The following is a 20,380-nucleotide window of genomic DNA, read 5'->3' on the forward strand; positions in this document are numbered from 1 at the left end:
CGCTGTTTCCACAGTAGGCTGCATGAACGCGGCTTGCGCTGTTTCCACAGAAAGCTGCACGGAGCGCGACTGCCGGACGAAGCCGGAGGCTCGCTTCATGTGGGAGCGGCGTGAGCCGCGATCGGGCGCCCGGTCTCCCCAGACGGGCGCCCGACCGCGAACCACGGCCCTCCCCTTGGCCTGCGACGGCGGCGCGGACGCATCCGCTCCGCCGTCGCCGCCGATCAGAAGTCGTAGCGCACCGACAGCGTGTACTGACGCGGCGCGCCGTAGAAGCCGGTGAACACGCCCAGCGCCGAGTTCAGGCTGTAACCGGTGGTGCGGTATTCCTTGTCGGCCAGGTTGGTGCCCTGCAGCGACACCGTCCACGGACCGCCGCTCTTCCAGGTCACGCCGGCGTTGATCAGGCCGTAACCGTCCTGGGTGATCGGCACCGCACCGGTGCGCACGATCTCGGTGGTTGCGACCACGTCGCTCTGGTAGCTGTAGCCCACGCGCGCGGCGAGGTTGCCGCCACTGGACAGATCGGTGCGGTACTCGACGTTGAGCGCACCGGAGAACTCCGGCGCATTGGTGAATTCCTGTTCCTTGGCGATGTTGACGCCGGCGTACAGGAACTCGTCGTACTTGGCGTCCAGCCAGGCCAGGTTGCCGGAGATCAACCAGTTCTGGTTCGGCAGCCACTGGTACTCGACTTCCAGGCCGTCGACCGTGCCCGAGCCAGCGTTGGTGAAGTCGCCGAAGAAGGCATCGTTGCTGCCGTCGCCGTTGCTGTCGTAAGCGGTGAACACCGACAGCTGGATGTCCTTGTACTTGTTATGGAAGTAGGCCAGGTTCAGGAACATGGTCTGGTCCAGGAACGACATCTTGCTGCCGATCTCGTAGCTGTCGACGACCTCGTCGTCGAACGGCTCGGCCGAGCGCGGCACCGCGGTGGCCTGGGCGCGGATGTTGTAGCCGCCGGACTTGAAGCCGCGCGTGGCCAGGCCGTAGAGCAGGATGTCGGGCGTGAGCTGGTAGTCCAGCGAGACCTTGGGCGAGGTGTTCTTGAAACCGATGCGCTTGTCGAAACTGGCTGCGACCAGGCCGTTGGGCGTGGTGAAGGTCGCATCGCGGTAGCCGCGGTTGAGCACCTTGGCGCGCTTGTCCTCGTCGGTGTAGCGCACGCCCACGTCGAGCTTGAGGCGGTCGGTCAGATCGAAGGTCCAGTCGGCGTAGGCGGCGATGCTCTTGGTGTAGACCACGCCCTGGGTGTCGCCGAAGGACAGATTGAAGAAATTGTTGAGGACCTGGCCGCCGGCCTCGCCGTCGAAGGCATAGATGCCCATCACGCCGCGCGCGCGGCCGCCGCCGTCGTAGTTGGCCTGCAGCTCGTGGCTGACCTGCTGATCGCTGTAGAACGCCTTCACGTCGGCGATCTTGTTCTGCAGGGTGTCGAAGTCGATGTTGGTCTCGGTGTCGGACTCGCGCTTGGCCAGCACGTACTTGAACGCCCAGTTTTCGTTGGCGTTCCAGTTCACCGTCGCCGAGGCGCCCTTGATGGTGGTGTCGTTGACGTTGGGCATGCCGTTGCGCACGTCGTAGCGGCTGTCCAGCGGCTGCGTGCCCGGGGCGAAGCGGTTCGCGGCCAGCATCTTGGCGCCGCGCACGCCGGACTGGTCGTCCATCCAGTCGAACGCGAACTGGATGTTGAGGTCGTCGTTGACGTAGGCGCCGAGCTGGCCGCGCAGGGCCAGGATTTCCTTGTCGCTGACTTCGGCGCCGGTCACCACGTTCTTGCCGAAGCCGTCGCGGTTGAGGCTAGCCACCGCGATGCGGCCGCGCAGGGCGTCGTCGCCGCCGATCGGGCCGCCGATCGCGGCCTTGACGTCGAGCTGGTTGTAGTTGCCCACCGTCACCGAGGCGAAGCCGTCGAACGAGGTCGGCAGGCCGCGCGAGATGTACTTGATCGCGCCGCCGATGGTGTTCTTGCCGTACAGCGTGCCCTGCGGACCGCGCAGCACTTCGATGCGGTCGACATCGAGCACATCCAGCAGAGCGCCCTGCGGCCGGGCGATGTAGACGTCGTCCATGTAGATGCCCACGCCCGGATCCACGCCCCACAGCGGATCGGACTGGCCGACGCCGCGGATGTAGGCGGTGATGGTGCTGCTGGAGCCGCGCGCGGCGTAGATGGTCAGGTTCGGCACCTGCGCGTCGAGATCGCTGAGGTCCTCGACGTTGAGGCGGTCCAGCGAATCGGCGGTGAACGCGGTGACCGCGACCGGCACCTCCTGCAGCGTCTCCTCGCGCTTGCGCGCGGTGACGGTGACCGAGCCCAGGGTCTTGGCCTGGTCGCCTTCGGCGGCGGGCGCGGCGTCCTGGGCCCAGGCCGTCGGCGCCAACAGGGCGCAGGCGATGGCCAGACTCAGACTGCGACGGCTCATGGTGGTGCGTGCGATCACGATGTTCTCCTCCCCAAGGTGACGCCGGCGGCGGTACGACCCGACAGGCGGCGGACGGGCATTCCCGTCATGCGGCACAGACTAGGAGGCGGCCGCCGCGGGCGGCAGCTGTACCTTCGGACAATGCCCCTGCGCCGCCGCGATGCGGACACTGCGCCCTTACGCGTGGGCCTCCGCCCGCGGACGGGATTGGGGCTGTTCAATGGATTTTCTGATCGTGCTGGCCGCGTTGTGCTTCCTGATGTTCGTGGCCTACCGCGGCTACAGCGTGATCCTGTTCGCGCCGGTGGCGGCCCTGGGCGCGGTGCTGCTGACCGATCCGGCCCTGGTCGCGCCGATGTTCACCGGCCTGTTCATGGACAAGATGGTCGGCTTCCTCAAACTGTACTTCCCGGTGTTCCTGCTAGGCGCGATCTTCGGCAAATTGATCGAGCTGTCCGGCTTCTCCAAGGCCATCGTGGCCGCGACCATCCGCCTGCTCGGGCGCGAGCGCGCGATGCTGTCGATCGTGGTGGTGTGCGCGCTGCTGACCTACGGCGGCGTGTCGCTGTTCGTGGTGGTGTTCGCGGTGTATCCGTTCGCGGCCGAGCTGTTCCGCCAGAGCGACATCCCCAAGCGTCTGATCCCCGGCACCATCGCCCTGGGCGCATTCACCTTCACCATGGACGCGCTGCCGGGCACGCCGCAGATCCAGAACATCATTCCGGCTTCGTTCTTCGGCACCAACGCCTGGGCCGCGCCCTGGCTGGGCACCTTGGGCGGCGTGTTCATCCTGATCCTGGGCCTGAGCTATTTGAACTGGCGCCGGCGCAGCGCGCTCAAGGCCGGCGAAGGCTACGGCGAGCAATTGCTCAACGAGCCCGCGCCCTTCGTCGGCGGCAAGCTCGCCAATCCCGCGCTGGCGATCCTGCCGCTGCTGCTGGTGGGCGTGTCCAACAAGCTGCTGACCGCATGGATCCCGGCCTACTACGGCGCCAGCCACAGCTTCGACCCGGCAGTGATCGGCAACACCGCACCGGTGGTGCAGGACGTGGCCAAGGTCGCGGCGATCTGGGCCGTCGAAGGCGCCCTGCTGATCGGCATTCTCAGCGTGCTCGCCTTCGCCTGGAAGCCGGTGATGGCCAGCTTCGCCGAGGGCACCAAGTCGGCGATCGGCGGCGCCCTGCTCGCGGCCATGAACACCGCGTCGGAGTACGGCTTCGGCGCGGTGATCGCGGCGCTGCCGGGCTTCTTGATCGTCGCCAATGCGCTGGGTTCGATCCCGAACCCGCTGGTCAACGAAGCCGTGACCGTGACCGCGCTGGCCGGCATCACCGGCTCGGCCTCGGGCGGCATGAGCATCGCCCTGGCCGCGATGTCGGAGACCTTCATCGCCAACGCCAACGCGGCCGGCATCCCGATGGAAGTGCTGCACCGGGTCGCGGCCATGGCCTCCGGCGGCATGGATACCCTGCCCCACAACGGCGCGGTGATCACCCTGCTGGCGGTGACCGGACTCAGCCATCGCCAGGCCTACAAGGACATCTTCGCGATCACCCTAGTCAAGACCCTGGCGGTGTTCGTGGTGATCGCCCTGTACTACTCGACCGGGCTGGTCTGAGGCGCTCGCGTCTGTTGTAGGCTGGCCCCATCCGTCCCGACCGCAGGCCGCCATGCCGCCCACCACCTCCGCGCCCGATCGCCGGCGCGCGCGTAACGGCCACGATCTGCGCGGCATGCAGCGCCTGACCATCGACGCGATCACCGGCGTTACCGACCTGGTCGAGGCCATGCACGCCAACATCAGCGCCTTGCCGGGCGTGCTCGGCAAGCCCGCGGCGGGCCCGGCGCCCGGCATCGCAGGCCTGGTCTACCGCAGCGTGCGCGGAGTGACCCGTTTCGTCGGCGACGGACTCGATCTGGCCTTCGCCAAGCTCGCGCCGTTGCTGGACGTGGTGCGCCCGCCGCCGCAGCGCGAGGCCGTGGTCGCCGCGCTCAACGGTGTGCTCGGCGACCATCTCGACGCCACTGGCAACCCGCTCGCGATCGAGATGCGCCTGCGCCACGACGGCCATGCGCTGACGCTGCGTCGCGACGCCCTCGCCGACGCCGTGCCGGAGGCCGGCGGCAAGCTACTGGTGCTGGTGCACGGCCTGTGCATGAACGATCTGCAGTGGCGCTACAACGGCCACGATCATGGCGTCGCACTCGCGCATGACCTGGGCTATACGCCGCTGTACCTGCACTACAACAGCGGCCGCCGCATCTCCAGCAACGGGCGCGAGTTCGCCGCGCTGATGGAGCAGTTGCTGATGCAGTGGCCGGTGCCGGTCGAACGCCTGAGCATCCTCTGCCACAGCATGGGCGGGCTGGTCGCGCGCAGCGCCTGCGTCGCCGCGCAGGAGCAGCGGCAAACCTGGCTGGCGCGCCTGGACCGGCTGGTCTTCCTGGGCACGCCGCACCAGGGCGCGCCATTGGAGCGCGCGGGCAGTTGGGTCGACGCGCTGATCGCGCTGAGCCCCTACACCGCGCCGTTCGCGCGCCTGGGCAAGGTGCGCAGCGCCGGCATCCAGGACCTGCGCCACGGCAACGTGCGCGACGAGGATTGGCGCGACCGCGATGGCGACGGGCGCGCGGACGGCCGGCTACCGTCGCCGCTGCCCAAGGGCCCGCTTTGTTATGCGATCGCTGCTAGCACCACCGCCCAGCCCAGCGACGGGGACGAACTGCCCAAGGGCGACGGCCTGGTGCCGGTCGCAAGCGCGCTGGGCTGGCACGAGGATCGCGCCTTCGATCTGCGTATTCCGAAGACGCGCCAGCGCATCGCCTACGGCGTGCATCACCTGGAGCTGCTCGGCGACGCCGGCGTCTACCCTCAGCTGCTGCGCTGGCTGGCCTGAGCGGCGCGCTCAGTCGGCGCGCGGCACCGCGTCCCAGGCCAGGCCCAGGGTGAATCCGCGGCCCGCACCGGGCTCGAAGTAGCGCGCGTTGCCCTCGTTGACGATCACCGAGCCCACGTAGTCGCGATCGAACAAATTGTCCACGCGCGCGAAGCCGCGCCAACCGCGCGCGTTGCGCGGACGCCAGTCCAGGCGCAGTCCGTAGCGCGCGTTGCCGGCGACGCTGTCGGTATTGCGGTCGTCGACCGCGATGCGGTCGCTGAAACGGCCTTCCAAGGCGGCATCGAAGACGCCGTCGCGCGAACGCCAGGCGATCTCTGCGTACCCATCCGCGCGCGGCACGCCCGGCACGCGATTGCCGGCGGCGACCGTGCGCGTGGCGCCCTGCACGCGATAGCTGTAACTCTGCTCGAAGCGCGCATCGATCCAGTTCGCGGCCAGCGCGTAACGCCACTGCGCGCCCCACGCGCCCTCCAGCCCCAGCTCGAGGCCGTCGCGACGGGTGCGCCCGGCGTTGGCGAAACTGGCGCGGCCGCCGCGGCTGTCGGCGGGCACGATCTCGTGCTCGCCCTCGACCCGATACGCGGCCACGCTGACGCGGCCGCCGGCGTAGCGCCAGCGCAGACCGAGTTCGGCGCTGTCGTAGCGCGCCGGGCGCAATTCGCGATTGAAGCCGGCACTGCCGTCGGCGCGATAGGCCAGTTCGGTCGCGGTCGGCGTCTCGAAGCCGCGACCGACGCTGGCGAAGGCCTCGCCGCGGCCGAACGCGCGCGCCACGCCCAGCGCGGCCGAGGTTTCCCGATAGTCGGCGCCACCGCTGTCGTCGCCGTTGCCCGGCGCCAGGTAGCGGTCGTTGGAACGGAATGCCAGGCGGGCATGCCGCAGCGCCGCCAGCACGGTCCAATCCTGCGCCGGCGCGTAGTCGCCGATCGCGTACAGCTCGCGGTCGGAGATGCGGTTGCGCTCGTCGCGGCGCAAGCGGCCGCGCACGCCCAGGCGGTCGCCGACGAAGTTCTCGTAGCCGCGCCGGTCTTCGTCCAGGCGCGCCCACTCGGCCCCAAACGCGAACGCGCCGCGCGCGCCGCGCCAGCGGTGCCCGGCGTCCAGGCCCAGCGACCCGCGGCCCAGATCGATCACGCCGCCGGCGCTGCCCGGCGCGGCCTGCGCCGCCACCGGCAGGGCGAGGTATTGCAGCACGTCGCGCTCGATGCGGTAGCCGCCGATCCAGACCTCACGCCCCGGCGCGTAATCGCGCTGCCAACGCAGGCCAGCCTGACGGTTCTCGATGCGCTTGCGGGTATCGAACAACGACGCGACCGCATCGGTGCCATGCGCGTCGGCGCGCAGGCCGGCGCGGTCCAGGCCCAGCGGGTCCTGGGTGTCGGGCTGCGACAGCGAGTTCAGCACCAGGCGGACGCGTTCGCCCTCGCGCGGCGCCCACTCGGCCACGGCATCGAACTGCGAGCGCTGCGCGGCCGCGTGGGCGCGCTCGCCGTCGGTCTGGAAATAACTGGCGCCGACCCGGCCGCGCCAGCGCCCGTCGTCGCTGACCGCGTCGGCGACGGCGCTCGCACGCGCGCTGCCGTGGTCGCCACCCCAGGCCTGCAGGCTGGCGCCGCGCAGGCGCTCCAAGTCGGTCGCGGCCACGATCGCGCCGCCGGCGGCGTTGCCGTACTGCAGGGCCAGGGGGCCGCGCAGCACTTCGATCCGGTCCAAGGCGTCCAGCGGAAAGTTCGCCGCCTGCCCCTGCCCGTCCGCGGCCGAGGCCGGAATGCCGTCGACAACCAGGCGGATGCCGCGGATGCCGAAGGTCGAACGCGCGCCGAAGCCGCGGCTTTGTATCTGCAGGTCCTGGGCGTAGTTCTGGCGATCCAGCACGCTGATGCCGGGCACGCGTGCCAAGGCCTCGGACAGATTCACCTGGCGCTGGCCCGCACGCAGGGTCTCGCCGTCGATCGCGGTGACCGCGCCTGGGAAGCTCGCTAAAGGACGCCGTGGCACGACCACCTCGACCGTGTCCAGCGTATGCGCGTCGGTGTCGGCCTGCTGCGCGGGAGCCGCCGCGGAGGTCGCGCTCAAGGCCAAGGCGCATGCGATGGCCAGGCGCCTCCGCTGCGGTCGCGCGTTTGGAAAGGACGAGGCCAAGGCCGATACAGGGAGCGGCATGCGATTGCGATCCGAACGGGTGCGGGCATGATGCCATCCCGCCCGGATCGCGCCTGTCGACAAAGTCACGGCCGCGTCAGCGCCCCGCGGGCTTACTCCTTATCGCCCTTCAGATCGAAGCAGTGCTTGCCCTCTGGATGCGGCCACTCGCGTCCGTACCAATTGCCGTTGCCGTCGACCGCGGTGTCCGTGTCGAAGCTGGCGCACAAGCGATAGGCATGGCCCGCGCCCGGTTCATAGAGATAGGGCGCGCCACTGACGGGATCGGCGTAATCCAGGCGTACGCCTGGCTGATCGGTCAGGGTCTTGAGATCCGCCGGCAAACGTTCGTGTTTGGCGACGTAGCCGGCGACCGCGGTGCTGATCCGGTCCAAATCCTGCACGCGACGCTGATCCAGACGGATCAGGCGCTGCGTGCCCGGCCCGCCGGTGATCCACAGCGCCGTCGTCACCGCCGCGACCATCACCGTAGCGGTCAGGAACAGCAGCCCGCGTCCCACCGCGCGCCCGCCAGGGCCCTCGGTCTCCTCACGCCGCAGATCGCGCAGGTAATAGCCGAACACCGTGCCCGCGATCGCCGCGACCACCAGCACCTTGAGCACGAAGCGCAGGCTGAGTTCGCCGTCGAGCAGGTTGTAGACCAGCGCGGTCATATCGCCGATCAGCACGGAGGCGGCGACGAATAGGGTCAGGTACGTCAGCCAACGTCGCACCGGCGACAGCCGCTTGATCGGATAGCGCACGACTTCACGCGCCAGATAAGCGCTCACGAAGGCGAACACCGGGAAGGCGATGATGACCGCCGCCACCGACCAGTGAAGCTCCGGCCCCACCCGCATCTGCATCAGTTGGCGGGCCGGATCCACGGGGTCCGCCAGCCAATGATCGATCAGATCGAACAGCAGGCTGCCCAGATTGAAGGCGACGAAGTACAGCGTCGCGAACAGCACCAGATAGAGGAAGGCCTCGCGCGCGGACAGCGAGGCGCGCGGCTTCGGCACCGGCACCACGAAGCCCACGTCGGCATAGGCGTCGAGCACGCCGCGCGTCTGCTCGGCGGTCCAACCGGCCTGGCCCAGGGCTTGCGCGATCGCTTCCTTGGATTGGCCGCGCATCAGCGCTTCGCGTACGAACAGCTCCAGTTCCTGGGTTCCCGCCGCCATGCCCCGCTCTCCCGATATGGACGAGGCGAATCTAGCAGCTTCGCCGCGGCACCCGGCGACCATCGTCGGGGTCGAGCATTACGCTACCGGCGGGCACCGACGGCGCTACGCTGCGTCGCTGGCCCCGGCCTCCACCCGATTCTGGGCGCAGGCCATCCACCGCCCTTGCCCAGAGACGAAGACAGCGCGAAATCGCGCCAACTCGGTCCGCGTTGAGTCCGTACGAATCGCAGGCCCATAATCGGGAGCGACTCGACGGTTTAAGGTTTCGCTAGCGCGCAATTCCCTGGTAGTGGAGGAAGACCGGCATGAGTCTCTCGCATATCGCCCCCCTGGCCGTCTTGCTGGCGCTGGCGAGCGGCGCCACGGCGGCGCCCGATGCCGGCGCGCGCGAGGCTCGCAAGCCGGCTTGCGAGCTCGATGCGTATTCCAAGGACACCGATCCCAAGGGTCTCAATGTCCGCTCCGGCCCCTCGATCGACGCCCCCATTCTCGCGACCTTGCCGGGCTGGAAGCCACCCGGGCCCGATGACGAGTTGGAAGGACATCTCCCGGTAGGATTCACCATCGTCGAGGCGCGCGACGGCTGGGTGCGCATCGCGAACGTGTCGATACCGGACCCCGACAGCGGTGCCCATCGGGCCTCCCCGATCAGCGGCTGGGTCAGCGGCAAGAAGGTCGGTTATGCCCTACAGACCGAGGTCGGCTTCGAACGGCCCGATCCGACCAGCCCGGTGGCGATTCGCAGCGACGACTGGATCCGCCTCGACGACGCGATCGGCATCAGCGACTGCTCGGGAGAGTGGGCGCAGATCGCTTACGGCGACCGCAAGTCGCCGCAGCGCGCCTGGTTCCGCGGCCTGTGCGGCCTGATCGAGACCACCTGCGATGGCCGCCTCGGCGACGACAGCGAGGATCATGCGTCGGCCGATGCGAACGAACCGGACGACGCTCCCAGGCCTTGAGCGAACACGACACAGCGAACGCGCAAAAGAAAAGCGGGCCGTAGCCCGCTTTTCTCTAGTCCAGCATGGTGCGCGGCGATTACTCGGCCACGACGCCCTCGCCTTCCTCGACGGCCTTCATCGACAGGCGGATGCGGCCCTGCTTGTCGACTTCCAGCACCTTGACCTTGACCACGTCGCCTTCCTTGAGCTTGTCGCTGACCTTCTCGACGCGCTCGTTGGAGATCTGCGACACGTGGACCAGACCGTCCTTGCCCGGCAGGATCGTCACGAAGGCGCCGAAGTCCATGATCTTGGCGACCTTGCCTTCGTAGATGCGGCCCGGCTCGACGTCGGACACGATCTGGTCGATGCGCGCCTTGGCGGCCTGCGCGGCGGCGGCGTTGACCGAAGCGATGACGATGGTGCCGTCGTCCTGGATGTCGATCTGGGTGCCGGTTTCCTTGGTGATCGCCTGGATGGTCGAGCCGCCCTTGCCGATCACTTCGCGGATCTTGTCCGGGTGGATCTTCATGGTCAGCAGACGCGGCGCGTACTCGGACAGCTCCGAACGCGAGGTCGTGATGGCGTTGGCCATCTCGCCCAGGATGTGCAGACGACCGGCCTTGGCCTGGCCCAGCGCGACCTGCATGATCTCTTCGGTAATGCCCTGGATCTTGATGTCCATCTGCAGGGCGGAAATGCCCGCGCTGGTACCGGCCACCTTGAAGTCCATGTCGCCGAGGTGATCCTCGTCGCCCAGGATGTCGGACAGGACGACGAAGTTGTCGCCTTCCTTGACCAGGCCCATCGCGATGCCCGCGACCGGCGCCTTGATCGGCACGCCGGCATCCATCAGCGCCAGCGAGCTGCCGCAGACCGAAGCCATCGAGGACGAGCCGTTCGACTCGGTGATTTCCGACACGATGCGAATCGTGTACGGGAACTCTTCCATGGTCGGCATCACGGCGAGCACGCCGCGCTTGGCCAGGCGGCCGTGGCCGATTTCGCGGCGCTTCGGGCCCATCATGCGGCCGGCTTCACCGACCGAGTAAGGCGGGAAGTTGTAATGGAACAGGAAGTGTTCCTTGTACTCACCGGAGACGGCGTCGATGATCTGACCGTCGCGCGCGGTGCCCAGGGTGGCGACCACGATGGCCTGGGTTTCGCCGCGGGTGAACAGCGAGGAGCCGTGGGTACGCGGCAGCACGCCGACGCGCGAGGCGATCGGACGCACGGTGTCGAGGGCGCGGCCGTCGATGCGGACCTTGGTGCTGAGCACCGAGTTGCGCATGGTCTGGTACTCGAGCTCGCCGAATTCCTTCGACAGTTCCGAGCTGCTCCAGCCGTCGGCTTCGGCGCGGCCGGCCAGACGCTGCATCACGTCCTTCTTGATCGCGCCGATGGCGTCGCGGCGCTGCAGCTTGTCGCGGACCTGGAACGCGGAAGCGAGCTGGTCGCCCACGGCTTCCTTGAGCGCGCCGATCAGGGCGTCGTTCTTCACCGGAGCTTCCCACGAGGACGGCTTGGTGCCGGCTTCGACGACGAGCTCGTTGATGACGTTGATGACCTTCTGCATCTCGCGATGACCGAACATCACCGCGCCCAGCATGACGTCCTCGGACAGCATCTTGGCTTCGGATTCGACCATCAGCACCGCGTTGGAGGTGCCGGCGACGACCAGCTCGAGCTCGGACTCGGCCAGCTCGGAAGCGGTCGGGTTGAGCAGGTACTGACCGTTCTTGTAACCGACCTTGGCGGCGCCGATCGGGCCCTGGAACGGGGTGCCGGCCAGCGCGAGCGCGGCCGAGGCACCGATCAGGGCCGGGATGTCGCCGTCGATTTCCGGATTCATCGACATGACCGTGGCGATGATCTGGACTTCGTTACGGTAGTCCTCCGGGAACAGCGGACGGATCGGACGGTCGATCAGACGCGAGATCAGCGTCTCCTTCTCGGTCGCACGGCCTTCGCGCTTGAAGAAGCCGCCCGGGATGCGACCGCCGGCGTAGAACTTCTCCTGGTAATCCACGGTGAGCGGGAAGAAGTCCTGGCCCTCGCGCGCGCTCTTGGCGGCGACGGCGGTCACCAGCAGCACGGTGTCCTCCATCTTGACGATGACGGCGCCGCCGGCCTGACGGGCGATTTCGCCGGTCTCCAGGGTCACCTGATGGTTGCCGTACTGGAAGGTCTTGGTAATTTTTGCCACGTTGGGTTCCTTCGGTTCGATACGTTCCGGTCGGGGCCCTTGCCCCACCCGGTCGGCCGGCTAACGGCCTGCGGTTTGGTGTGCATCCTGGCCAGGGCATCCGCCCCGACCGGTCACGCGGTCCGGCGGCGCCGGACCTGGGCCGAAGCGGACTGGACCGTAGCGGTCCTGGGCCGATCGGCTGGCGCTGCATCCTGCATCGCCGCGGGCGCGGTTCCGGAGATTCCGATCCCGCAAAAGAAACCGCGGCGCATTACTGCGCCGCGGTCGGTATGTTTAGCGGCGCAGACCGAGCTTCTCGATCAGGGCCTTGTAACGCTCGTTGTCTTTCCGCTTCAGGTAGTCGAGCAGGCTGCGACGGCGGTTGACCATCTGCAGCAGGCCGCGCCGGCTGTGGTGGTCTTGCTTGTGCAGCTTGAAGTGACCGGTGAGCTGTTCGATGCGAGCGGTGAGCAGGGCGACCTGGACTTCCGGCGAGCCGGTGTCGTTGGCGCCGCGCTTGTTATCTTCGATGACTTTGCTGGTGTCGATGGACATTGATGTTCTCTTCGATGCGTGGCCTGCAGAAGCGAATCGGTCGCGGACTTGCCGCTCCGACGCACCGCCTGGCTCGCCGTTTGCTATTGGATAGGGATGCCGTTCAAGCCCAAGTGCTTGGGAAGTGCTTGAAAAGCGGCGGAATTGTACCAGCCCGCGGCGGCGAATGCGACCTGAATCGCGGGCGGCCGCGCAAGGGGCCTGAGGCCCGGCAGGCGACGGCGGACCGCTCGCGCCGACGCCTCGGCCTCGGTTGCGCTTGCAGGCAGTCAGTCGCCTGCCTCGCGTTCAGCTTCGGTCTTCACCTCGGCCTCGCGCAGTAGGTCTACGGCCTGTTGCGCCGCCTCCAGGGTGGCCGCTTCCGGAGATTCCGCCTGGCCCGCCTTGAGCCGCTGCTGCCAAATATCTTCGAGCTGTACTTCGGCCGCCCGCGTGCGCCGCAGCCCTTCGACCATGGCCCGTATGTCGCCCAGTTGCAAACGCCAATGACCGTCGATGCGACGCAGGCTGGTGACGCTCACCACGGTCACGGGCGTACCGCCCAGCTTGGAGCGCATGACGGTACGGGTGACCGCGTGGTATTGGTCCTCGCCCTCGGAAATGCCGCCGATCACCTGCACGTTGTCGATACGGATCCCCCCGCTTCGCGCGTCGCGCCGGCCGTGAATGCCGAGAAGAACTCGGCATCGTTCAGGCGCTCAAGCTGCTCCGGAGTCCTGCCATTGAACGTGCCCGTCGAGCGCCGATGGGAAGTGGCGCCCACGACCATCTCGCCCATCAGGTCGCGCAGGTCCTTGAGCTCGGCGGGGTCCATCAGCCGGGCCAGACACAGCCAGTCCTGACGGCGGCTGCACTCGGCCGAGGCCGCGATCACCGCCTGCGGGTGGGTGGTGTCGACGGGCGCCTTAGCCGGCGCGGGCTCCACCGCCCAGGCGGGCAGCGCGGCGGCAAGCAGTACCGTCGTCAGCATCGGGTTCAAGCGCTTCATGATCGATCCCCTACCCCATCCCTGAACACGCCGACGCCGGCCGCGCCTCACGCGTCCGTGCCGGGCGCCTGCTCCTGGGCAACGGTAGCCGCGCCCGGGCTGCCGCTCAAGACCGCCCAGCGGAACAGCCGCTGCGGTTGCAGGCGGCCGGCGTCGCGCTGGCCCAGGCCCAGGCAGCGACCGTCCTCGCCGAACACCGCGACCAAGCCCGGCTCGCCTTCGGCGCAGTCCACCGACTGGCCGTAGCCGATCCGGCGCTGGGCCTGTGCGTCCAGCTGCACCCGCTCGAACCCGACCAGACCGGCCTCGATCGGCAGCAGGCAGGCATCGAGCGCGGCCTCGCCCTGCTCGGCCAGGGCGCGCAGTTCGTCCAGGGTGTACATGCGCGGCTGGGCGAAGGGTTCGACCCAGAGCCGGCGCAGCGTGGCCACGTGCGCGCCACAGCCCAGGGTTTCGCCGAGGTCGCGGACCAGGCTGCGCACGTAGGTGCCGGAACCGCATTCGACGTGCAGGCGCAGGCGCGCGCCGTCGCGCTCGATCACGCGCAGCGCATGCACGCTGACGTCGCGTTCGGGGGCCTCGATGGCTTCGCCACGGCGGGCCTTGGCGTACAGCGGTTCGCCGCCCTGCTTGAGCGCGGAATAAATCGGCGCGCGCTGGCGGATCTCGCCGCGCAGGGGCGCCAGCGCCGCTTCGATCGTGGCCTCGTCCAGTTCCGGCACCGGCCGCTCGAGCAGAAGCGCGCCGTCGGCGTCGTCGGTGTCGGTGACCGCGCCCAACACGGCTTCGGTTTCGTAGGCCTTGCGCGCGCCCAGCAGCAGGCCGGCGATCTTGGTGGCTTCGCCGAAGCACAGCGGCAGCAAGCCGGTCGCGAGCGGATCCAGGCTGCCGGTGTGGCCGCCCTTGTCGGCGCGGAACAGATGGCGCACCTGCTGCAGGGCCTGGTTCGAGCTCAGGCCCGGCGGCTTGTCGAGCAGCAGCAGCCCGTCTAGGGCCCGGAACACGGTGCGAGGCTTCTTGCTCATGCGGGCATTGTAGGAGCGATGGCGGCCGGCACCAGCCCGGCTGGCGGGTACCGGGGCGCGACGGAATGGGGAGGGATCGCCTACCGCCCCGCTGTGGGAGCGGCGTGAGCCGCGATCGCGAATCCGCGACCGCATAGCCAGTGGGTAACCGATTGAGCACCGATCGCGGCTCACGCCGCTCCCACGGGAAGCGGGCGCGGCGCGAGGTCGTTCGAGAGGAACTCAGTCCTGTCCGGACTCCGGCTCCTGCGGCGGCAGATCGCGCAGCAGGTTGTCGATGCGTTCGCCGCGATCGACCGAGTCGTCATAGTGGAAATGCAGCTCCGGCACATGCCGCAGCTTCATCGCCTTGCCGAGCTGGAAACGCAGCTGCGGCGAAAGCAGCTTCAGCGCCTTGACCGCTTCCTTGGAGCGCTCGGCCTGCAGAGCGGTCACGAACACCTTGGCGTGAGCCAGGTCGCGCGTGACCTCGACATCGGACACGCTGACCGACGGCAGGGCGTGCTCGCGCACGGCCTCGTGGACGATCCGGCCCAGCTCGCGACGGAGCTGGGCGGAAACGCGATCGCTGCGATAGAACGTCTTCTGCGCCATTTCGATTACAGCGTGCGCTGCACTTCGATACGCTCGAAGCACTCGATCTGGTCGCCCGGCTTGACGTCGTTGTACGCCTTCACGCCGATGCCGCACTCGGTGCCGTTACGCACTTCGTCGACGTTCTCCTTGAAGCGGCGCAGGGATTCCAGCTCGCCCTCGAAGACCACAGCGTTATCGCGCAGCACACGGATCGGCTTGGAGCGCTTGACCACGCCCTCGACCACCATGCAGCCGGCGACCGCGCCAAACTTGGAGCTGCGGAACACGTCGCGCACTTCGGCGATGCCGATGATCTCTTCGCGGATCTCGACGCCGAGGATGCCCGAAGCCACCTGCTTCACCTGGTCGATCACGTCGTAGATGATCGAGAAGTAACGCAGGTCGACGCCGTTGCCCTCGATGATGCGGCGCGCTGAGGCGTCGGCACGGACGTTGAAGCCGATCACGGTGGCCTTGGCGGTGGCCGCGGCGTTGGCGTCGGACTCGGTGATGCCGCCCACGCCGGAGCTGATCACGTTGATGCGGATCTGATCGTTGGACAGCGCCATCAGCGACTGGCGCAGCGCCTCGACCGAACCCTGCACGTCGGCCTTGATGACCAGGTTGAGGCTCAGCTGGCCCTCGCCCTTGCCCATCTGGGCCATGATGTCTTCCATGCGGTTGCCGGCGGCGGCGACCAGGCGCGATTCGCGGCGCTTGGTGTCGCGCTGCTGGGCGACGTCCTTGGCCAGGCGCTCGTCCTCGACCACCACGAAATCGTCGCCGGCGTCGGGCACGCCCGACAAGCCCAGCACCTGCACCGGAATCGACGGTCCGGCGAACTCGACCTGCTTGCCGTTCTCGTCGAACAGCGCGCGCACGCGGCCGTACTGCACGCCGCAGACCAGGTAGTCGCCCTTCTTGAGCTGGCCCTGTTGGACCAGCACGGTGGCGACCGGGCCACGGCCCTTGTCGAGCGAGGATTCGATGACCGTACCGGTGGCGCGACCGACCGGCACCGCAAGCAGCTCCAGCACTTCGGCCTGCAGCGAGATCGCATCGAGCAGATCGTCGACGCCGTCGCCGGTCTTGGCCGACAGCTCGACCATCTGGGTGTCGCCGCCGAACTCTTCGGCGACCACCTGCTCGGTCAGCAGTTCGTTCTTGACCCGCAGCGGATCCGCGCCGGACTTGTCGATCTTGTTGATCGCCACGATCAGCGGCACACCGGCCGCCCGCGCATGCTGCACGGCTTCCTTGGTCTGCGGCATGACGCCGTCGTCGGCGGCCACCACCAACACGACGATGTCTGTCAGCTTGGCGCCGCGCGCGCGCATCGAGGTGAAGGCCGAGTGGCCGGGCGTGTCGAGGAAGCTGATCACGCCGCGAGCGGTTTCGACGTGGTACGCGCCGATGTGCTGGGTGATGCCGCCGGCTTCGCCCGAGGCGACCTTGGTGCGGCGGATGTAGTCCAGCAGCGAGGTCTTGCCATGGTCGACGTGACCCATGATCGTGACCACCGGCGGACGCGCGACGCGGTCGCCCTGCACTTCCTCGGCGTGCGCGATCAGCGCGTCCTCGGCGGCATTGACGTTGGTGCGGACGACGGTGTGGCCGAGTTCTTCGGTCACCAGTGCGGCGGTGTCGTAATCGATGCCCTGATTGATGGTCGCCATGACGCCCATCTTGAACAGCGCCTTGACCACGTCGCCGCCCTTGAGGGCGAGCTTCTGGGCCAGGTCGGCGACCGTGATGGTCTCGCCGATCGCGACTTCGCGCACGATCGGCGCGGTCGGACGGGAGAAGCCGTGGGCGCCGCCGCCGGAGCGGCTCTGCTCGGCCTGACGACGCGGCTTGGACTTGCCGCGCGTGCTGCTGGTGCGGCGGGCGCGGTCGGAGGCGCTCAGGTGCAGCTGACCGGCGAAGCGGTTGGCGGCATCGTCGTCCTCGACGCCGGCGACCATCGCGTGCGAGCCGCGGGTCTTGTGGCGCGGGTTGTTGCGGTCGTCCACGCGGGCCGGTTCCGGACGCGCGGGCGCCGGCTTCGGATGGCCGTGGCCGTGGGTGGTCGGCGGCTTGCGCACCGGCGCTTCGTCGTCCTCGGCCGGCACGACCGCGCTGACGTCGGCGAGCTTGGCCTTCTGCTCTTCCTCGGCCTTGGCGCGCGCAGCCTCTTCGGCTTCGCGGCGGGCGGCATCGGCGGCTTCGGCGCGACGCTTGTCGACCTCGGCCAGCTTCTGCTGCTCGGCGAGGTTGCGCTGCTTGGACTCTTCGAGCTTGCGCAGGATCTCGGCGCGCTCGTCGGTCGGGTCGCCCTGGGCCTCGTTCGGCTTGACCAGGGTGACCTTCTTGCGCACGACCACGTCGACGGTGGTGCGGTTCTTGCCGCCACCGACGGTGAGTTCCTGCTTGCGGCTGCGGTTGAGCGTGATCTTCTTCGCCGCTTCGCTCTCTTCGGCGGGCTTGTCGACCTTGCCGTGCGAGCGCTTCAGGAAGCCGAGCAGCTTTACTTTCTCGATGCTGGTCACGACCTGGTCGGGGCCGCTGAAGCTCATGCCGGCCTCGGCCAGCTGCTCCAGCAACTTCTCGACCGGCGTGTTCACCAGTTCGGCCAGCTTGCGGATGGTGGTTTGCTGCGACATTCGGTGTCCGTTTCCTTCGTGGCGCGGGACGCATCCCGCGCGTGATGGCGCCATTCTAGCCCCGCGCAGCGCCCAACACCTCGGCGCCGCGCAGACCCGGATGGCCTGCCCGCGGACCGGGCCCATGCCCGGTCCAGCGAAGCCGGATCAGGGCGCTAGCCGCGATCCGGGGTGCCGGAAGACGCCCGCCAGGGACCTCTTCCGACCTGAAGCTAAATCCTCACTCGAACCAGTGCTTGCGCGCTTCCATGATCAGGGCCGCAGCGCGGGCTTCGTCCATACCTTCGATATCGGTCAGTTCGTCGGTCGCCAGGTCCGCCAGATCGTCGCGCGTGACCACGCCGCGGCCGGCCAGGACATAGGCGAGCTCGTCGTCCATGCCTTCCAGCGACAGCAGATCCTCGGCCGGCTGGTGCTCGTCGAGCTCTTCCTCGGCGGCCAGGGCCTCGTTCAGCAGGGCGTCGCGGGCGCGGGCGCGCAGTTCCTCGACGATGTCCTCGTCGAAGCCTTCGACCGCCAGCAGCTCGCCGACCGGCACGTAGGCGATTTCCTCGACCGTGCTGAAGCCTTCCGAGACCAGGATGCCGGCGATTTCCTCGTCGACCTCCAGCTTGTCCTGGAACAGCTGGCGGGCCGAATTCTGCTCGGCCTCCGACTTGGCGGTGACCTGGTCCTGGGTCATGACGTTGAGCTGCCAGCCCGACAGGCGGCTGGCCAGACGCACGTTCTGGCCGCCCTTGCCGATCGCCTGGGCCAGACGGTCCTCGGCCACGGCCAGGTCCATCGAATGCTTTTCCTCGTCGACGATGATCGACTGCACTTCCGCCGGCGCCATCGCGTTGATGACGAACTGGGCCGGGTTGTCCGACCACAGCACGATGTCGACGCGCTCGCCGTTGAGCTCGTTGGACACCGCCTGCACGCGCGAACCGCGCATGCCGATGCAGGCGCCGATCGGATCGGTGCGGTTATCGTGCGCGAGCACGGCGATCTTGGCGCGGTCGCCCGGATCGCGCGCGCAGGCCTTGATCGAGACCAGGCCCTGGCCGACTTCCGGCACTTCCAGCTTGAACAGCTCCATCATGAATTCCGGAGCGGCGCGGCTGATGAACAGCTGCGGGCCGCGCGGCTCGGTGCGCACGTCGAACAGGTAGCCGCGCACGCGGTCGCCGGCGCGCAGCACGTCGCGCGGGATGCCCTTGTCCTTCGGAATGATCGCCTCGGCGTTGCCGCCTAGGTCGACATAGATGTTGCCGCGCTCAACGCGCTTGACGATGCCGGTGACCAGCTCGCCGACGCGATCCTTCCACGCGTCCACGACCTGGGCGCGCTCGGCCTCGCGCACGCGCTGCACGATGACCTGCTTGGCGGCCTGGGCGGCGATGCGGCCGAAGTCCGGGTTCTCGATCTGCTCTTCGATGTAGTCGCCGACCTCGACGCCCTCGACCTCGTCGACCGCATCCATCAGGCGCACCTGGCGGTCGGGCGACTCCATCACCACGTCGTCGGCCACGACCTCCATGCGGCGGAACGTTTCGTAGCTGCCGTCCTTCTGATCGATGGAGACGCGCACCAGCACGTCCTCGTCGTGATAGCGCTTCTTGGCGGCGGACGCCAGCGCAGCCTCGATGGCTTCGAAGATGACCTCGCGCGGCACGCCCTTTTCGTTGGCGACTGCGTCAACTACCAGCAACAGTTCCTTGCTCATCTCGTCACTCCGCACGGGTCGGCTCGCGGGCCGCCGGCTCTAGGGTTGGTTAATGCTCGTTGGATAGCGGTCGTTACGAAGCTTTGGGCTTCGTCGGTTTGTTCTTGCCGTCTTTCGGCTTGGGCTTGCCCGGCTTGGTCGGCGCCAGGCCCAGCGCGGCCCAGTCCGGCACCAGCCGCGCCTTGTCGATATTCGAGAACGGCACGCTGAAACGCACGCCATCGATCGCGAACACCACCTGCGCGCCCTCCACGCCGACGATCTCGCCCTGCAGCCTGCGCCGGCCTTCGTGCGGCAGCTTCAGGCCGACCTTGGCGGTCTGACCGGCGAAGCGCGCGTAATGGTCCAGCGCGAACAGCGGGCGGTCGATGCCCGGCGACGACACTTCGAGGGTGTAGTTGCCGCTGATCGGGTCTTCGACATCGAGCTGCGCCGACACTTCGCGGCTGACCGCTTCGCAGTCTTCGATGGTGACCAGACGCGGCTCGCCGTCGGCGCCGCTGGCGTCGTCGGCGGGCACGTCGATGTACAGGCGCAGCACCGCGCTGCCGGGCGACGGCAGGTATTCGGCGCCGAGCAGCTCCACGCCCAGCGAACGAATCGTCGGGGCGAGCATCGCGGCGATTTGGACTGCTTTATCCGACACGCGCATGACTCCTGCGGCTTCGGTCGATCGACGGCGCTTGCGGGATCGACCGCTGGTTGAACGTTGTTTGCGAAATCCGAACGCGAAAAACAACAAGGGGCCCGGTGGGCCCCTTGTCCGTACAACTGGATTTCGGTGTGTTGGCGCGAGCAGAGCGCCATCACAAAGCCCGACCTGGTTCGAAAAGAAAGCCCCGGTGAAGAGGCTTCTTGCGACCGCCGTTGAACCGGCGGCTTCGAACCGAAGCTGGTAGCGGGGGCAGGATTTGAACCTGCGACCTTCGGGTTATGAGCCCGACGAGCTGCCAGACTGCTCCACCCCGCATCAGGCCGACCATCATAACGGCCGGCTAACCTTCCTGCAAGCCCGCATTCACTTTTATTTTCAACATCCAGTGATTGGGGTTTGCCGCGACACACAACATATAGGCATTCGGCCGGGTTTCAAGCGCCG

Annotated in this window: 15 protein-coding genes and 1 tRNA gene; 3 read left to right on the top strand and 13 right to left on the bottom strand. The window is 68.1% G+C overall.

Annotation, left to right across the window (positions count from 1 at the left end; all coding sequences use genetic code 11):
* Window positions 1-224 precede the first annotated feature (224 nt).
* A complete protein-coding gene (locus ASE43_RS03710; RefSeq protein WP_056175369.1) occupies window positions 225-2,426 on the bottom strand; it encodes a TonB-dependent receptor in 2,202 nt (733 codons plus the stop codon).
* Between the two features lie 220 nt (window positions 2,427-2,646).
* On the opposite strand from ASE43_RS03710, the gene ASE43_RS03715 reads away from it, so the two are divergent.
* Together ASE43_RS03715 and ASE43_RS03720 are read left to right on the top strand one after the other, a co-directional pair.
* On the top strand, window positions 2,647-4,044 hold the full coding sequence (locus ASE43_RS03715; protein WP_056175372.1) for a GntP family permease: 1,398 nt from the start codon (window positions 2,647-2,649) through the stop codon (window positions 4,042-4,044).
* Window positions 4,045-4,096: 52 nt separating this feature from the next.
* Window positions 4,097-5,323: a hypothetical protein gene (locus ASE43_RS03720; protein ID WP_057159497.1), complete on the top strand. Its 1,227-nt coding sequence runs from the start codon at window positions 4,097-4,099 to the stop codon at window positions 5,321-5,323.
* A gap of 9 nt (window positions 5,324-5,332) precedes the next feature.
* On the opposite strand, the gene ASE43_RS03725 is transcribed toward ASE43_RS03720, so the two are convergent.
* Window positions 5,333-7,402, bottom strand: a complete 2,070-nt coding sequence (locus ASE43_RS03725) for a TonB-dependent receptor (protein WP_162258744.1) — start codon at window positions 7,400-7,402, stop codon at window positions 5,333-5,335.
* Between the two features lie 179 nt (window positions 7,403-7,581).
* Window positions 7,582-8,652, bottom strand: a complete 1,071-nt coding sequence (locus ASE43_RS22220) for a DUF5671 domain-containing protein (RefSeq protein WP_200956205.1) — start codon at window positions 8,650-8,652, stop codon at window positions 7,582-7,584.
* A gap of 308 nt (window positions 8,653-8,960) precedes the next feature.
* Here ASE43_RS22220 and ASE43_RS03735 point away from each other — a divergent pair, with 308 nt between their 5' ends.
* Entirely contained in the window at window positions 8,961-9,617 is a 657-nt protein-coding gene (locus tag ASE43_RS03735) for an SH3 domain-containing protein (protein ID WP_057159499.1), read from the top strand.
* 79 nt (window positions 9,618-9,696) lie between these two features.
* Here the strand turns inward: ASE43_RS03735 and pnp are convergent, their stop codons facing one another.
* From pnp to ASE43_RS03785, 10 genes are all read right to left on the bottom strand, one after another.
* Window positions 9,697-11,805: a polyribonucleotide nucleotidyltransferase gene (gene pnp, locus ASE43_RS03740; protein ID WP_057159500.1), complete on the bottom strand. Its 2,109-nt coding sequence runs from the start codon at window positions 11,803-11,805 to the stop codon at window positions 9,697-9,699.
* Window positions 11,806-12,081: 276 nt separating this feature from the next.
* Entirely contained in the window at window positions 12,082-12,342 is a 261-nt protein-coding gene (gene rpsO, locus ASE43_RS03745; protein WP_055899718.1) for a 30S ribosomal protein S15, read from the bottom strand.
* Window positions 12,343-12,611: 269 nt separating this feature from the next.
* Window positions 12,612-12,962, bottom strand: coding sequence for a hypothetical protein (locus ASE43_RS03750; protein ID WP_057159501.1), 351 nt, complete (start codon window positions 12,960-12,962; stop codon window positions 12,612-12,614).
* Window positions 12,953-13,330, bottom strand: a complete 378-nt coding sequence (locus ASE43_RS03755; RefSeq protein ID WP_057159502.1) for a hypothetical protein — start codon at window positions 13,328-13,330, stop codon at window positions 12,953-12,955. Before ASE43_RS03755 ends, ASE43_RS03750 begins: the two co-directional genes overlap by 10 nt.
* Before the next feature lie 47 nt (window positions 13,331-13,377).
* Window positions 13,378-14,355 (bottom strand): tRNA pseudouridine(55) synthase TruB, encoded by a 978-nt coding sequence (gene truB, locus ASE43_RS03760; RefSeq protein ID WP_082607081.1) that lies wholly within the window; start codon window positions 14,353-14,355, stop codon window positions 13,378-13,380.
* Between the two features lie 222 nt (window positions 14,356-14,577).
* Entirely contained in the window at window positions 14,578-14,949 is a 372-nt protein-coding gene (gene rbfA / locus ASE43_RS03765; RefSeq protein ID WP_056175386.1) for a 30S ribosome-binding factor RbfA, read from the bottom strand.
* A gap of 5 nt (window positions 14,950-14,954) precedes the next feature.
* Entirely contained in the window at window positions 14,955-17,573 is a 2,619-nt protein-coding gene (gene infB, locus ASE43_RS03770; RefSeq protein WP_056175389.1) for a translation initiation factor IF-2, read from the bottom strand.
* A gap of 220 nt (window positions 17,574-17,793) precedes the next feature.
* Window positions 17,794-19,281: a transcription termination factor NusA gene (gene nusA, locus ASE43_RS03775; protein WP_056175393.1), complete on the bottom strand. Its 1,488-nt coding sequence runs from the start codon at window positions 19,279-19,281 to the stop codon at window positions 17,794-17,796.
* 73 nt (window positions 19,282-19,354) lie between these two features.
* The gene (locus tag ASE43_RS03780) at window positions 19,355-19,927 is read right to left on the bottom strand and encodes a ribosome maturation factor RimP (RefSeq protein WP_057159862.1); all 573 of its coding nucleotides are present in this window, start codon (window positions 19,925-19,927) and stop codon (window positions 19,355-19,357) included.
* Between the two features lie 247 nt (window positions 19,928-20,174).
* Window positions 20,175-20,251, bottom strand: a tRNA-Met gene (locus ASE43_RS03785).
* Window positions 20,252-20,380 lie beyond the last annotated feature (129 nt).

Source organism: Lysobacter sp. Root983, from assembly GCF_001429345.1.
Classification (GTDB): domain Bacteria; phylum Pseudomonadota; class Gammaproteobacteria; order Xanthomonadales; family Xanthomonadaceae; genus Lysobacter.